Raw genomic sequence first — 14,271 nt, 5'->3', positions numbered from 1 at the left:
TTCATGCTTGAGATGTTTTCGCTCAAAGGCAAGGTCGCACTGGTAACCGGCGCAAGTCGTGGTCTCGGCAAGCCTGTCGCCAAGGGCATGGCCGCGGCCGGCGCGCATGTCGTTGCCGTCGCCCGCGATGAAGAGAAACTGCAGCAAACCAAACAGGAAATCGAGGAAGCGGGCGGCAAGGCAACCGTTCTCGCCCTCGATTTGTCCGATGAGGATGCGGTCCGCGCTGGCGTTCGTAATGTTGCCGCAGAGCTCGGCCGCATCGACATCTGCGCCAATATTGCCGGCATCATCAACTGGCAGCCGCTTCTCGACAGCGACGAGGAGGACTTCCAGCGCACGATGGACACGAATGTGCGCGGCACGTTCGTCATGTCGCAGGAATGCGCCGCCGTCATGCGCGCCGGCGGACGAGGCGGGCGCATCATCACGACGGCTTCGGTTCTGGGGCCGCTTGGCCGGGCAAAGCTGCATGCTTACTGCGCCTCGAAGTCGGCGATCATCGGGCTGACCCGCTCGCTCGCATCCGAACTCGGCCGCGAGGAAATCACCGTCAATTGCGTGGCGCCGGGCTATTTCCTGACCGAGATCAACGCCAATTTGCAATCGCGTCCCGGCTACATGGACGCGATTAACGGCGTTACGCCGATGGAACGGTGGGGCAAGCCGGAGGAGATCGTCGGCGCGATGATTTTCCTGGCGTCCGATGCCGCGACATTCGTCAACGGGCAGGTGCTGCATGTCGATGGTGGCGTGTCGTCTTCTTTCAAATTCCAGCTTGCAGCGTAGGGAGGGGCGATCATGACGGAACGGTTTTCGCTCAAAGGGCAGGTTGCCATCGTGACGGGCGCCTCGCGTGGCCTCGGTTACGAAATGGCCAAGGCCATCGCCGAGTCCGGTGCCAAGGTCTGGATTACCGCACGCGGCAAGGAGCAACTCGAAGAGTCGGCGGCAAAGCTGCGCGCCGAAGGGCACGATATCGATGTGCGTGCGTTCGACCTGTCCGATGGCGAAGCTTGCGTTGCTGCAATCAACGAAATCGCCGAGGCGGAGGGACGCCTCGATATCCTCGTCAACAATGCCGGTATTAACGCCTGGGAGCCGCTCGCCGAAGCGACGACGGCGACCTGGGACCGGGTGATGGGGACCAATGTGCGCGCGCCCTATCTGCTCTGCCGGGAGGCGGCGCGCCATATGACCGAGAAGGGTTATGGCCGCATCGTCAATATCGGCTCGGCGCTTGCCGTCGTGGGGCGGGAGAACGTTACCGCCTATGTGTCGAGCAAGCATGGTCTTGCCGGCATGACGCGGGCCATGGCTGCCGAACTTGGCGGGAGGGGCGTGACCGTCAACATGATGGCGCCCGGCTATTTCCTGACGGAGATCAACACCACGATCCTGGCACGGCCGGGATATGAGAAAGGCGTGTCGAGCCGCATTCCGCTTGGCCGCTGGGGTGATCCTGAAGAGGCCGGTGGTGTCGTCGCCTTCATGGTGTCGAAGGCATCGAGCTACATGAACGGCCACGTCCTCGTCGTGGATGGCGGCCTGACCGAAACTTTCATGCTGCCTGTGGATGCGGCTTAGGAGTTAGTGGAAATGACAAGTGAAAAGGAAGTCGCTCTCGTTACCGGGGCAGGGCGTGGGATCGGTCTGGCAACGACGAAGAGACTGCTGGAAGACGGTTTTCATGTCGTCATGCTCGATGTGAACCCGGATCCGCTCACCGCCAATGCGGACGAGCTGCGGGCTGCAAGCAACTCGGTCGAGCATCATGTTTTGTCGGTGACGGACCGCGCTGCTGTCGCAGCCCTGACGTCGTCGTTTCCCCGTATCGACGTGCTGGTCAACAACGCGGCGATTTTCTGGGACGGTAAGTTCGACGAGGTGACCGAGGACGACTTCCGCAAGATGTACGAGGTCAATGTCATCGGCTCTTTCGTCATGGCACAGGAGGCGGCAAAACAGATGGAGCGCGGCGCGCGCATCATCAATGTGGCGTCTCGGGCCTATCTCGCCGGTTATGCGCATGCGCCCTACATCACGTCGAAAGCTGGTTCCATCGGCCTGACACGCGCCATGGCCATCGATCTGGCGGGACGGGGGATTCTGGTCAACAGCGTCGCGCCGGGCCTGATCGAAACCGAGATGTTCCGTTCTTTGACGCCGGAGCGGCAGCAGGAGCTGATTGCCAAGCAGCCGACAAAGGAAATCGGCCAGCCGGAAGATATCGCCAATGGCATCGCCTTCTTCGCGAGCCCGCGCACGAAGAACGTCACTGGTCAGATTTTGGCGCTTGATGGCGGTCGTTCGATGGGCATCACGCTTTATTAAATTGCCGTGGGTCCATATGGACGCATAAAGGAAGCCCGACGCCCTGCGATGGCATGAAAAAAGGGGCCCTTGCCGTTTTGGCATGGCCCCTTTCTTATGCGCTTGGGAGGTGCGCAGTGATATTGGTCAGGCGGCTTCCGTATCGACGCCCAGATAGTATTTCTGAATGTCCTCGTTGGCCGAAAGGTCTTCGGTCGTACCTTCCAGAACGGTTCTGCCGTTTTCCAGCACGTAGCCATAAGACGCGTATTTCAGCGCGATGACCGCATTCTGCTCAACGAGCAGCATCGAGACCTTCTTCTCGCGATTGATGCGGGCGATGATCTCGAAAATGTCGGCCACGATCAGTGGTGCGAGGCCCAGTGACGGTTCGTCGAGCAGGATAAGATCCGGATCGGCAACCAGCGCGCGGCCGATGGCCAGCATCTGCTGCTCGCCGCCAGACAGGTAGCCTGCGTGCTGGTTCCGGCGTTGCGACAGGATAGGGAAGTAGGAATAGACTTCCTCGTAGGCGTCCTTGCGCGACCGTTTCCCGCGATGGGCAAATGTCGCGGCAACCAGATTTTCCTCCACGGTCAGGGCGGAGAAGACGTGGCGGCCTTCCCGGACGTGGAAGACACCCCGCCGCACGATTTCGTGCGGCGGAGCCTTGATCATGTTCTTCCCGCCGATCGTGATCGATCCTTGGGTGACGCGGCCATGCTCGAGCGGCAGAAAATTGGAGATCGCCTTCAGCGTCGTTGTCTTGCCGGCGCCGTTTGCGCCCAGAAGGGTCACAATCTTGCCTTCGGGCACGCTGAGGCTGATATCGGCGAGAGCTTGAATGACTCCCTGATAAACGACTTCCAGATTCTTGATTTCAAGCATGGCGTTGCTTCCTGGAGCAATTCCGGCTTCGCCGATATGGCAAAGCCAGAATGCGCTTTTAATTCAATGGGTTACGCCGTTGTCCGGTTTCCGGAGAAACAGGGAACGGTTTAGTCCATCAGCATCCAGTCGGAGACGGGTTCCGGCACCCAGCCGTCCTTCTTCCACTCGAACACGCGAACCAGGCCGATCGCATTGTTCTTGAAGGTCACGGGTGTTTCAATGATGCCGCCCGTGTCCCAATCCTTAAGCGAGGTCACGGCCTTGATGAGATTGTCGCCATTGACCTCCTCACCGGCCTCCATGACCATTTCGGTGGCCTTGGCCGCCAGCATCGCGTCGAGCCAGCCGTCGACATAGCCGATCTTCAGATAGCCTGTGTAGTTCGGGTCTTTTTCCCGCTGGATGCCGTCGATGACCTTGAGCATCTCGCCTTCGGCACCCTCGGTCCGGATGTTGACGACGGCAACGCCGATCAGGCCATCGGCGATATCGCCGAGTTCCATGATCTTTTCGCGTTCGTTCTGCCAAAGCGTGCCCATAAAGACCACGTCATCCATGCCGTAGTCGCGTACGAGGCGCACGATCTCGGGCCAGACAGCCATGGCATAACCATGGAAGATCACGTGAGTGGGCTGAGCCTGGCGGATGGCGAGCGCAAAGGCACTGACGTCCGTTTCAATGAAACTGGTCTGCTGGACCAGAACAACCTCGACGCCGAGTTCTTCCGCTGCAGCCACGGCAGCGTCGACTCCGTCACGCCCGAACGAAATGCTGGAGTGAACGATTGCCAGTTTTGCATCGTTTCCCTGCGTGTCGGCGACGTGCTGGACCAGCGCAACCATCTGCTGGCGATAGGTCGCTCCGTTGACGATGTAGTAGGGGTAGTTTCCCGGATCGGCCAGTTCAGACGCATGGGAGCCGCCGCCCATGAAGATCTTGTGCGTGGTGTTGTTCTCGGGAGAAACGGCCTGAACCATGCCCGTGCTGTCGGCATAGACGTAGTCCAGCCGGCCGGCGGCGACGGCCTGGTTGAAGTTGGCGACGCTGACGGCAGGCTTGAAGCCGGTGTCCTTCACGGTCAGGCTGATCTGGCGGCCACCGACGCCACCGGAGGCGTTGATCCAGTCAACGAAATCCTGAATGCCTTCGGCTTCCGCCGCGCTGGAATAGGCTGCCGGCCCGGACAGGTCGGAGTTGACGAACCAGTTCAGGTTGTCCGACTGCGCGTTGGCAAGGCGGGGGAACCCGATCGAGCTAAGTGCTGTTGCGGTACCTGCCGCCTTCAGAAATGTACGTCTTTTGAGCATTACTTCCTCCACAATCTGCGATCGATCGATCGCGGCCAAGTTTCTTGCCAGCCTCCGCTCGGCAAGGATTCTTCACGCGCGTGCACGCGAGAATTTTCGGCGCGCTCTTTGCCACAGATGGGCAAGGCCGCGCGGTTCGAGGATCAGGAAGCCAACTATGATGAGCCCGAAAATGGTTTCGCGCAGGGGCGTCAGGATGGACGAAAGGTCGATGCCGAGACCATGGGCGGCAAGCAGCGAGGCCTCCCTGAGAAATTCCGGCAGGAGCGTGACAAAGACAGCGCCAAGTATTGCTCCGAGGATCGATCCCATTCCGCCGACGATGACCGCCGACAGGAAAAAGACCGAAAGCATGAGCTCGAATTGCTCGGGATTCACAAAGCGGTTGAAATAGGCGAGCAGCGCGCCCGCAATGCCGGCATAGAAAGAGCCGAGCCCGAAAGACAGCAGCTTGTACCAGACGATCTCGACGCCGAGGACCTGTGCAGTGAGGTCGCGTTCGCGAATGGCGATGAAGGCGCGTCCGACACGCGACCGGATGACGTTGCGCGCAAATATCGTCGAGGCGATCACGAAAGCCAGGATGAAATAGTAGATCCGGGTCTCGGTGTTGAACTGGTAGCCGAAGATTTCAGCCGGAGCGACGGACAGGCCGACATCGCTGTTTGTTACCGATTCCCAGTGCACGAAAATGAAGTAGAGGATGAACTGGGCGGCAAGCGTGGCGATGACCAGGTAAAGTCCGCGAATGCGCAGCGACGGCAGGCCGAAAGCGATACCGATTACCGTGGCGATGATGCCCGCCAGCGGAATGGTGATCCAGAACGGCAAGTCGAAATTTGTCTGGAGAATCGCAACCGTATATGCGCCGACGCCGACGAACGCTCCATGTCCGAGCGACAACAGACCTGTATAACCCATCATGATGTTCAGGCCGTGGGACGCGATGATGTTGATGCCGAGCAGGCCGGCGAAAAAGATCCAGTAACCGGGCAGCGCAAAGGGCAATCCGGCGAGGGCGACAATGAAGATAACGAGCCACAGGCGGTTGTCTGTCACGTAACTGGCTTTCTTGGCGGGCATGATGGACGACTGGTCGATTGCACTGCTCATCAGATTCTCTCGACCTCCTTGGCGCCGAACAGGCCGGTCGGCCGGACGAGGAGTACGATCAGAACGAGCACATATGGCGTGATTTCGCGGAATTCGGTCGGCAGATAGAGGCCGGTGATCGCCTCAAGCCAGCCAATGATCAGCCCGGCCACGAGAACTCCGCTGATCGAACTCAAGCCGCCGAGAATGACAACGGACAGCACATTGAGCGCGACCAGTCCGAGATGCGGGGTTAGTGTATTGATGTTGGCCATCAAGACGCCGCTGATGCAGCCGGTAATGGCGGCGATAACCCAGGCGAAAGCGACGACATTGCGCACGTTGATACCCATCGAATAGGCGGTGGTGGCGCTTTCGGCTGCTGCGCGCAATGCCACGCCAGCGCGTGAGAAGCGCAAATACGCGATCAGGGCGACGACGAGGATGACGGCAATGGCGAAGCCGCGTGCGGTCTTGCCCGGGACAAAGATGTCGCCAAGGAAAATGGGTGAGCGTGACAGGATGGACGGAATCTGGACCTCGTTCGGCCCCCAGACCATGCCGACGATGCCGCGCAGAATCGAGCCGATGCCGAATGTGACCATGACAACGGCGATGAAGGGGCGGCCAAGCATGGGGCGGATTGCGACGCGCTCAATGATCAATGCAACGATGATCGAACCGATCATGGCGACGATCAGGCCGAGGGCGGGGCCAAGCGCGAAAGTTACAGAGGCGGCATAAAAGAAATAGGCCGACAACATCATCATCTCGCCCATGGCGAAGTTGAAGGTATGCGATGCCTTGAAGATAACGATGATGCCGAGCGCGATGAGGGCATAGATGCCGCCCGCCGCGATGCCGACGATCGAGTATTCGATGAACAACTGAAGTGGGCTCACCGTGTCCTCCTCAAGCCGCGTTCTGCGTGGTTTCGTCGACAGAGCCGAGATAGGCCTTGATGACGTCGGGATTATTGCGGACTTCGTCGGGCGTGCCCGACGCGATTGGTTGTCCGAACGACAACACGACGATCGCGTCGGAGATGCCCATGACCATGCTCATGTCGTGCTCGATTAGCAGAACCGTGGTGTTGAGGTCATTCTTGACCCGCAGGACAAAGCGGCTCATTTCGCTTTTTTCCTCGCGGTTCATGCCCGCCACCGGCTCGTCGAGCAGAAGGATTTTCGGGCGCATGATGAGCGCACGGGCCATCTCGACGCGCTTTTGAAGCCCGTAGGCGAGGTCCTCGACCTGATCGTTGCGGACCTTGTCGAGTTCAAGCAGGTCAATGATTTCGTCGGCTTCCTTGTCCAGGTTGGCTTCCTCGTTGCGGGTGGAGGGCAGGCGCAGGCCAGCCGACAGGATGCCGCTCTTGAGGTGTGTGTGTGCGCCGAGCTTGATGTTGTCGGCGACGGTCATGCCATGGAACAGGGCGATATTCTGAAACGTGCGGGCCATGCCGCGATAGGCGCGCTGATGCGGCTTCAGCGACGAGATATCCTCGCCGGCCAGCGTCACGCGGCCCTTCTGGGGACGATAAAAACCCGAAATGACGTTGAAAAGACTCGTCTTGCCTGCGCCGTTCGGTCCGATCACGGATGTGATCATGCCGGTCTCGGCGTTGACCGTGACGCCCGAAAGGGCCTTCACTCCGCCGAAGGAGAGCTGAATGTCCTCGATGTCCAGCATGTCAGCCTGCTTGACCCAGTGCCGGCATGCGGTGGAGCATATTCTTGCAAGTCTTCATCTTTTCCTCCCGTATCCCGCACCTTGCCGGTGCTGGGATTTCAAAACTCTAACACCTGTTCGAAAATTTGTCATCATCCGCTGACGAGTTTCACCGGTGATTTGACTAACGCCCTGAAAAGTTGGGGGTTCTTTTCTCAATAAAGGCCGTCATGGCCTCCTTTTTGTCCTCGGTTCCGAAGAGCATATAGGCGGCTCGGCGCTCCAGCATGATGGCTGTATCGAGTGGCGCGTCGACGCCGGCAAGAACCACCTGCTTGATCTCTGAAACAGCAAGCGGCGGCATTTCCGCGATCTCCGCGGCAATGGAAATGGCGTCCGAAACAACCTGCTCGTCAGGGACGACCTTGGTAATCAATCCTGCGGAAAAGGCCTCGTCGGCATCCATCATGGCTCCAGTCAGTAGCAGCCGCATGGCGCGATGCTTGCCGATGGCCCGGACAAGGCGTTGCGTACCGCCGGCACCGGGCATGATGCCCAGTTTCACCTCTGGCTGACCGAATCGGGCGCTTTCGCCTGCGACGATCAGGTCGCAACACATCGCCAGTTCGCAACCGCCTCCGAGTGCGTAACCTTGTACCGCAGCTATGATGGGTTTGCGGCAGTGCCGGATCGCGGCCCAGTTGGTTTCGTCGTCTTGCGCCATGATCTCGGCTGGCGAGATGTCGGCCATGGCCTTTATATCGGCACCGGCGGCAAAAGCCTTTTCGTTCCCGGTGATGACGATCGCCCTGCAATCGCGGTCATCCGACAAGGTAAGAAAATGGTCTCGAAGCTCCACCCGAAGTTCCGGGCTCAGGGCATTGCGCGCTTCCGTCCGGTTGAGACGAAGAAGCGCGACATGCGGGGCGGGACGTTCAAGAAGCACCAAGGCCATATGGCTGCCTTTCATGATGGTGGCAAAACGCCAAAGGGGTTTACGAACTTAAAATCGAACGGTAGTTAGATTTAACGACAACGATCCCGCGCTGTCAAAGTCTGATTTGTGGACTGGCAGCGGCCCATTGCGGGGGCGGGTCAGGACGAGCAAAGCTCGTCATTGTGGAGGAGCAAAGAATGTCGAAGCAGCCGAAACGATTGCGCCGGTGCCAGTTGGCGGTTCCCGGTTCGAGCGACAAGATGATGACGAAAGCGGCGTCGCTTGGCGTGGATCACGTCTTTCTCGACCTGGAGGATGCTGTTGCGCCGAACGCCAAGGTTGAAGCGCGCGGCCAGATCGTCAACGCACTGAACACGCTGGATTTCGGCTCGACGATACGCTGTGTCCGTATCAATGATCTCGATACGCATTACGCCTATGAGGACATCATTACGGTTGTCGAAGGGGCAGGTGACAAGATCGACACGATCCTTGTGCCGAAAGTTCGTAACGCCTGCGACGTGCGCTTTGTCGACCGCCTCCTGACGCAGATCGAAATGAAGCTTGGCATTACCCGACGCATCGGTATCGAGCTTCTGATCGAGGAAGCCGAAGCGATGATGCGCGTCGATGAGATTGCCGGTGCGTCGGACCGTATCGAAGCGCTGATCTTCGGCATGGGCGACTACTCCGCATCGCAAGGCATCGATACCCGCGCGATTGCTGGCGATTCCGGCTATCCGGGCGATATCTGGCATTACGCGCGCTTCAAGATGATTGTCGCGGCGCGGACATACGGGTTGGATGCGGTTGACGGACCCTTCGTCAATTTCCGCGATGGAGACTGGTTCCGTACCGAATGCGTACGCGCCAAGCAGCTTGGCGCCGTGGGCAAATGGGCCATTCATCCGAGCCAGGTCGCCATCGCACAGGAGGTTTTCAGCCCGTCGCAGGAAGAGGTCGACAAGGCCTACGAGGCTGTTGCCGCCTATCGTGAGGCGCAGGAACAGGGCCTTGGCGCGATCCAGGTTGACGGTCAGATGGTCGATGTCGCCACCGTCCGTCTCGTGCAGAAGGTTATCGACCAGGCCGAACTGGCTGGCATCAAGCCGAGCGAAGGGCTTTGAGCATGGCCAAGTCCACCTCAGGCAATTTCTTTGAGGATTTCCGGCTTGGTCAGGAGATCGTCCACGCCGTGCCGCGTACGATTACGACCGGTGACGTCTCGCTTTATTCGGCGCTTTACGGAATGCGGTTTCCGGTGCAGTCGTCGGATGCCTTCGCGCAGTCGGTCGGATTGAGCCGCGCGCCGATCGACAATCTGCTGCTGTTCCATGTGATTTTCGGCAAGACCGTGCCGGATATCTCACTCAATGCGGTCGCCAATCTCGGTTATGCCGAATGCCGGTTTCTCGAACAGGCAATGCCGGGCGACAGCTTTACCGCAAAGTCAGAGGTGATCGGTCTTCGCGAGAACTCCAGCGGCAAGACCGGCATTGTTTATGTCCGATCCACCGGCATCAACCAGCACGGGGCAACCGTGCTGAGCTTCATTCGCTGGGTCATGGTCAACAAGCGCGATCACTCGGCTCCGGCACCCGATCCCGTAACGCCGGAGACCGCTACGGAGGTTGCCGGCGAAACGCTGACAGTGCCTGACGGTCTCGATTTCTCAGCCTATGACCAAGCCGTGGCGGGCAGTCCGTATTTCTTCGAGGACTATGCGGTTGGCGAGCGGATCGACCACATTGATGGCATGACCATCGAGGAGGCCGAGCACCAGATCGCGACGCGCCTTTATCAAAACACGGCCAAGGGCCATTTCGACAATGTGCTCCAGCGTGACAGCCGATTCGGACGGCGGATCGTCTATGGCGGGCATGTCATCTCGCTTGCCCGTTCGCTTTCGTTCAACGGCCTGGGCAATGGCGCGTTCGTCGCCGCCATCAATGGGGGGCGCCATGTCAATCCGGCGGCAGCGGGCGACACGGTCTATTGCGCCAGCGAGATTGTGGACCGCAGCCCGGTTGCCGGCCGCTCCGATGTTGGTGCCTTGCGCGTGCGCACATATGCCACGAAGGATGTTTCCTGCGCTTCATTCGCGCAGACGGGGGAAATGCCGAAGGACAACCTTCTCCTTGAACTCGATTATTGGCTCTTGATCCCATGCCGCGCGTGAACGGTACCGCAAGCGGGATGTCTGGGGGGCAATCCACACCACTCGAATATCCCTGGGGCAAGCCGCCATCGCCCGGTGAGGTGACGGAAGTCGCGCCGGGCATCCTGTGGGCGCGGATTCCGCTGCCGTTCCGGCTGAACCACGTCAATGTCTGGCTTATCGAGGAAGACGATGGCTGGACCGTGATCGATACCGGATGTGCGACACCGGAGATCTACCGGCTGTGGGACGGTCTGTTTGCCGGTCCGATGGGCGGGCGCAAGGTGACGCGCGTCGTCGCCACGCATGGGCATGTTGATCACATCGGTCTGACGGGCTGGATGGTCGAGCGGTTCGACAGCGATTTCGTCGGGACCTTCACAGAATGGATGTGGGCTCGCATCAGCCACACGCATGATGTGCCGCGTTCGGATAGCGCTCACCGCGCATATCTGCTGCGCAACGGGTTTGCGCCGGCGGATGCGGAGGAACTGGTTCGCAACCGCGCCGAATTCATGGATCTGGCAACGCCGCTTCCGGGCTTTCTGACGGAAATCCGCGACGGCGACAGGATCCGGCTCGGTTCGCGTGAGTGGCAGGTGATCGTGACCGGCGGTCATGCGCATGAACATGCATCGTTTTACGACCCGGACTCCGGCATTCTGATTGCAGGCGACCACCTTCTGCCCAAGATTTCTCCGGTCATTGCCGTCTATGAAATGCTGCCGAAAGCCGATCCGCTTGGCGATTATCTCTCTTCCTTTGCGCAATTCGACGGCGTAGCGGACGGTACGCTGATCCTGCCGTCACACGGTTCGCCCTATATCGGGATCAGGGAGCGGATCGCGCAACTCGGCGAGCATCATCGGGAGCGTCTGGAGGCCACGGCGAAATTTCTGGCCGAGCCTTCCACGGGGCTGGAACTCTCGAAGAAAATGTTCCCGAAGATCGAGGGGGTGGCAAATATCGGTTTCGCGCTTGGCGAGACGCTCGCGCATATCAACCATCTCGTTCATCTTGGCGTTGTTGCCGATGTTTCCGGCGAGCCGGGCATTTCCCGATATAAGACAAAAGCGTGAGACAATGAGCACAAGACAGCCAAGGGCGCGCCGATCCGTTCTCTACGTGCCCGGTTCCAATGGAAAGGCGATGGCCAAAACAGGTCAGCTTGCTTGCGATTCCGTCATTTTTGATCTGGAGGACGCGGTCGCCCCGGACGCCAAGTCAGGCGCGCGCGCGGCTATCGTAGAACATTTGAAATCCACCGAGGCCAACGGCCGCGAACGGGTCATTCGCGTCAATTCGCTGTCGAGCGAATGGGGTCGGGGCGATATCGCAGCCGCCGCCGAGGCCGGGCCCGATGCAATTCTTCTGCCCAAGGTGGAGACCGCTGCCATGCTCACCGAGGCGCGGCGCGTGGTCGATGACGCCGGTGCAACCGGCACGCCGCTCTGGGCGATGATCGAGACGCCGCTTGCCTTCGTCAACATCGGCGATATTGCCAGGTGCGGATCCGACAGCGCGATCCGTCTCGATTGCATGGTCGCGGGTACCAACGATATTGCCAAGGAGATGTCGCTGCCGCTTCCCGAGGGCCGTGCGACCATCATCCATTGGCTGGCTTCGCTTGTTATTCATGCCCGCGCGTTCGATATCGACGTGCTGGATGGCGTTTATAATGATTTCCGTGATACCGATGGTTTTGCCGCCGAATGCGGCGAAGGTGTGTTACTCGGCTTTGATGGCAAGACCCTGATCCATCCGGGTCAGATCGAGCCGGCTAACACGGCGTTCTCGCCGTCATCGGCCGCAATTGAAGAGGCAAGAACCATTGTCTCCTTCTTCGATCAACCGGAAAACGCCGACAAGGGCGTGGTCTCGTTCAACGGTCGGATGATCGAGCGGCTTCATGCCGAGGCCGCGCGCAAGTTGCTCGCGAAAGTAGAAGTTTCCTGCTCCTGACCGGCCGGGGAAGTATCCTCCCGATGAGCCTCCGATCGTTTAGGGCGAGTAATTGGACTTGCCCGGATTTAGTGGAGAGGCTTTCACTCTGAGATGGTCATATCGGCCTCGAACAATGCCGGCGATTTGTATCCTAGAGCGGAATGTCGCCGACGTGGAGTGTAGAAGCCGTCGATGTATCGGGCAAGGGCCAATTCGGCGGCGGCGCGGGTCTGTCGAGCCCGGCAGGATAGGCGACCACCGCAAACGTGTTCTGGAGCCGTATCGCGACTTCATTGTGGAGCGTCTACGCGAGACGCCGCACCTGTCGCTGCACGGGCCGAAGGCGGAATTGGCGGCGCGCGGGGTGACGGTATCGCACGACACAGTGTGGCGTTTCCTGCGGCGCGAGGGTCTGCGGTTCAAAAAAGCTCTTCGCTGCTCCGCGGCATCGTCGAGGTCTGCCAAAACGGCGGGCATTGACCATATCGTCTAGATATTAGATGCCCGCATCGCGCGGATCCTCCGGGCCGCGGACTGTCCCTATGAGGTCATCGGGACGCCGACACGGATCGGCAAAACCATGACCTATGCCGGCGTCTTCGAGATGACGGATACGTTGCGCAGCCGGCTTGGCGCCGTCGGCGATCTTCCTTCTACTGTCCTTGCCGGCCCGTCATGGCAAACGGAAGACGTATTGGCGGATCGGCACGTCGCTTGACACGATGATGTTGCAATTCGGTTCGCATGGCTGGTATGCGGCGGCCGGATGGAATAGTAAGGCCCCGGGGCGGTACGCGCCGCCCCGGGGCGTGGAAACCCCATCTTCGCGGATTGGTGCCGACCGTATCGGTACCAAGATCCTTCGGCTTTCGGCCGGGGGCCTGTGACGCATGTCCAGGCGCCCCGGTGCTAAAGGTCGCAGGGACCGTCGAAGACGGTTTTCCAACCCCCGGCTTGGGGTCGAGATCTTATCTTGTCGCGGGGGCGCACCGCGGCTCAAGCCGCGGGACGTGAATGCCGAACCGAGCGTCGATCAGTAGTTTTCAGCCCGGTCAGATCAATGACCGGCTGGTCCGTGTCATCCTCGAAGAGTTGACAACTGACGAACTTGCGCGCCTTGCGGTTGATATCATCGTCAAGAACCGCCGGCTTGTCGATTGTGCTCAATCGCTGTTCGAGCGGCTTGAAGAGCAGGATTCGGCAGGTTGCGAGAACGGGGATCTGAGGCACAGCTACCGTCTGGCGTTGCTCGAATTGAAGCTTCATCACGAACTGGTGCGGATTGTCGTCGATATTCTGGGCCATGTGCCGGAGGTGCCGGCGGACTCCGGGCTTCACTGACCGTTTTAGTTCCATAACGAAACTTATGCGATATGCGCTTATAGCAGCCATTTAGTAATGCGACAGTTCGGCCAGTTAGGATGCGACACTTCCATCGTCCGATTCTGACTTTATTCCGTTCCGGATCGTCCTTCTCAAATAAGTCCAATACGTATTGCCATGGACGCGGCCTGGCGGGTATTGGCAGCTCCGAGTTTCTGCGTTGCCGCATCGAGATATGAGCGCACTGAAGAATAGGAGACGCCCACAGACAGCGCGATATCGGGCATTGTCACGCCTTCCGCAAACCATCTAAGGCATTCTGCCTCTCTTGGCGAAAGACGAATATCGGTTGCTAGAGACACATCCTGGTTTGCGCCGGCGAGCCGCGCGTGAACAAAGGCAACGCAAACTGCCGCGGTCACAGGATCTACCTTCCGCGCGTCGAGTGGGTCCGCACGGTCAGTAACCAAAGTAAAAATCATCCGATTCTTGAAGCCAACAGGCACCGATATTGAGAGACCGGACCGAATGCCGAACTCTGCCGCAGCCGCAAACATCTGCGAGACATCGCGCCGCCCCATGCGCTTTGCTTCCGACGCGGACCATGTGAAGACCGGGGGGCCATGTTTTGCGCG

At 59.5% G+C, this 14,271-nt stretch carries 16 protein-coding genes and 2 pseudogenes; 10 read left to right on the top strand and 8 right to left on the bottom strand.

All coding sequences use genetic code 11. The annotated features are described in order from the left end of the window. Nucleotides 1–3 precede the first annotated feature (3 nt). Genes LC343_RS22515 through LC343_RS22505 form a run of 3 tightly spaced genes read left to right on the top strand, consistent with a single transcriptional unit; the run spans nucleotide 4 to nucleotide 2,334 of the window. A complete protein-coding gene (locus LC343_RS22515) occupies nucleotides 4–789 on the top strand; it encodes an SDR family NAD(P)-dependent oxidoreductase (protein ID WP_223479435.1) in 786 nt (261 codons plus the stop codon). A 12-nt stretch (nucleotides 790–801) separates the two neighbouring features. Then, nucleotides 802–1,587 (top strand): SDR family NAD(P)-dependent oxidoreductase, encoded by a 786-nt coding sequence (locus LC343_RS22510; RefSeq protein ID WP_223479434.1) that lies wholly within the window; start codon nucleotides 802–804, stop codon nucleotides 1,585–1,587. Between the two features lie 12 nt (nucleotides 1,588–1,599). Continuing rightward, nucleotides 1,600–2,334: an SDR family NAD(P)-dependent oxidoreductase gene (locus tag LC343_RS22505; protein ID WP_223479433.1), complete on the top strand. Its 735-nt coding sequence runs from the start codon at nucleotides 1,600–1,602 to the stop codon at nucleotides 2,332–2,334. A 126-nt stretch (nucleotides 2,335–2,460) separates the two neighbouring features. Here LC343_RS22505 and LC343_RS22500 read toward each other — a convergent pair whose 3' ends face one another. From LC343_RS22500 to LC343_RS22475, 6 genes are all read right to left on the bottom strand, one after another. Then, the gene (locus tag LC343_RS22500; protein WP_223479432.1) at nucleotides 2,461–3,201 is read right to left on the bottom strand and encodes an ABC transporter ATP-binding protein; all 741 of its coding nucleotides are present in this window, start codon (nucleotides 3,199–3,201) and stop codon (nucleotides 2,461–2,463) included. 110 nt (nucleotides 3,202–3,311) lie between these two features. Further along, nucleotides 3,312–4,511 (bottom strand): ABC transporter substrate-binding protein, encoded by a 1,200-nt coding sequence (locus LC343_RS22495; RefSeq protein ID WP_223479431.1) that lies wholly within the window; start codon nucleotides 4,509–4,511, stop codon nucleotides 3,312–3,314. Nucleotides 4,512–4,583: 72 nt separating this feature from the next. Then, entirely contained in the window at nucleotides 4,584–5,624 is a 1,041-nt protein-coding gene (locus LC343_RS22490; RefSeq protein WP_223479430.1) for a branched-chain amino acid ABC transporter permease, read from the bottom strand. Continuing rightward, complete coding sequence (locus LC343_RS22485) at nucleotides 5,624–6,505, bottom strand: branched-chain amino acid ABC transporter permease (RefSeq protein WP_223479429.1); 882 nt, start codon at nucleotides 6,503–6,505, stop codon at nucleotides 5,624–5,626. Before LC343_RS22485 ends, LC343_RS22490 begins: the two co-directional genes overlap by 1 nt. Before the next feature lie 10 nt (nucleotides 6,506–6,515). Then, nucleotides 6,516–7,295, bottom strand: a complete 780-nt coding sequence (locus tag LC343_RS22480; RefSeq protein WP_223479428.1) for an ABC transporter ATP-binding protein — start codon at nucleotides 7,293–7,295, stop codon at nucleotides 6,516–6,518. Between the two features lie 163 nt (nucleotides 7,296–7,458). Then, the gene (locus tag LC343_RS22475) at nucleotides 7,459–8,244 is read right to left on the bottom strand and encodes an enoyl-CoA hydratase-related protein (protein WP_428982645.1); all 786 of its coding nucleotides are present in this window, start codon (nucleotides 8,242–8,244) and stop codon (nucleotides 7,459–7,461) included. A gap of 164 nt (nucleotides 8,245–8,408) precedes the next feature. Here LC343_RS22475 and LC343_RS22470 point away from each other — a divergent pair, with 164 nt between their 5' ends. From LC343_RS22470 to LC343_RS22455, 4 genes are read left to right on the top strand one after another with little or no spacing between them, the layout of a single operon-like run. Then, the gene (locus tag LC343_RS22470) at nucleotides 8,409–9,338 is read left to right on the top strand and encodes an HpcH/HpaI aldolase/citrate lyase family protein (protein WP_223479426.1); all 930 of its coding nucleotides are present in this window, start codon (nucleotides 8,409–8,411) and stop codon (nucleotides 9,336–9,338) included. 2 nt (nucleotides 9,339–9,340) lie between these two features. After that, entirely contained in the window at nucleotides 9,341–10,390 is a 1,050-nt protein-coding gene (locus tag LC343_RS22465) for a MaoC family dehydratase (protein WP_223479425.1), read from the top strand. Between the two features lie 17 nt (nucleotides 10,391–10,407). Beyond that, nucleotides 10,408–11,448 carry an MBL fold metallo-hydrolase gene (locus LC343_RS22460; protein ID WP_223479424.1) on the top strand — a complete coding sequence of 347 codons (1,041 nt, stop codon included), beginning with the start codon at nucleotides 10,408–10,410 and terminating at the stop codon, nucleotides 11,446–11,448. Beyond that, nucleotides 11,402–12,331, top strand: a complete 930-nt coding sequence (locus tag LC343_RS22455; RefSeq protein ID WP_338018602.1) for an HpcH/HpaI aldolase/citrate lyase family protein — start codon at nucleotides 11,402–11,404, stop codon at nucleotides 12,329–12,331. The genes LC343_RS22460 and LC343_RS22455 overlap by 47 nt, the downstream gene beginning before the upstream one ends. Before the next feature lie 83 nt (nucleotides 12,332–12,414). Here LC343_RS22455 and LC343_RS22450 read toward each other — a convergent pair. Further along, nucleotides 12,415–12,546: pseudogene (locus tag LC343_RS22450) on the bottom strand (IS3 family transposase); the annotation flags it as partial. On the opposite strand from LC343_RS22450, the pseudogene LC343_RS22445 reads away from it, so the two are divergent. The 3 genes and pseudogenes from LC343_RS22445 to LC343_RS22435 all read left to right on the top strand — a co-directional run. Next, a pseudogene (locus LC343_RS22445) lies at nucleotides 12,531–12,789 on the top strand (IS630 family transposase); the annotation flags it as partial. The pseudogenes LC343_RS22450 and LC343_RS22445 overlap by 16 nt on opposite strands. Nucleotides 12,790–12,893: 104 nt before the next feature. After that, a complete protein-coding gene (locus LC343_RS22440) occupies nucleotides 12,894–13,031 on the top strand; it encodes a hypothetical protein (RefSeq protein WP_223479422.1) in 138 nt (45 codons plus the stop codon). 296 nt (nucleotides 13,032–13,327) lie between these two features. Further along, nucleotides 13,328–13,654 carry a transcriptional repressor TraM gene (locus tag LC343_RS22435; RefSeq protein ID WP_223479421.1) on the top strand — a complete coding sequence of 109 codons (327 nt, stop codon included), beginning with the start codon at nucleotides 13,328–13,330 and terminating at the stop codon, nucleotides 13,652–13,654. 134 nt (nucleotides 13,655–13,788) lie between these two features. On the opposite strand, the gene LC343_RS22430 is transcribed toward LC343_RS22435, so the two are convergent. Beyond that, the coding region (locus LC343_RS22430) for a LuxR C-terminal-related transcriptional regulator (RefSeq protein WP_223479420.1) at nucleotides 13,789–14,271 on the bottom strand (483 nt) is incomplete at its 5' end.

Origin of the sequence: Oricola indica (genome assembly GCF_019966595.1) — a bacterium.
In the GTDB taxonomy this organism is placed as follows: domain Bacteria; phylum Pseudomonadota; class Alphaproteobacteria; order Rhizobiales; family Rhizobiaceae; genus Oricola; species Oricola indica.
This window is presented reverse-complemented; position numbering and strand designations above follow the sequence as displayed.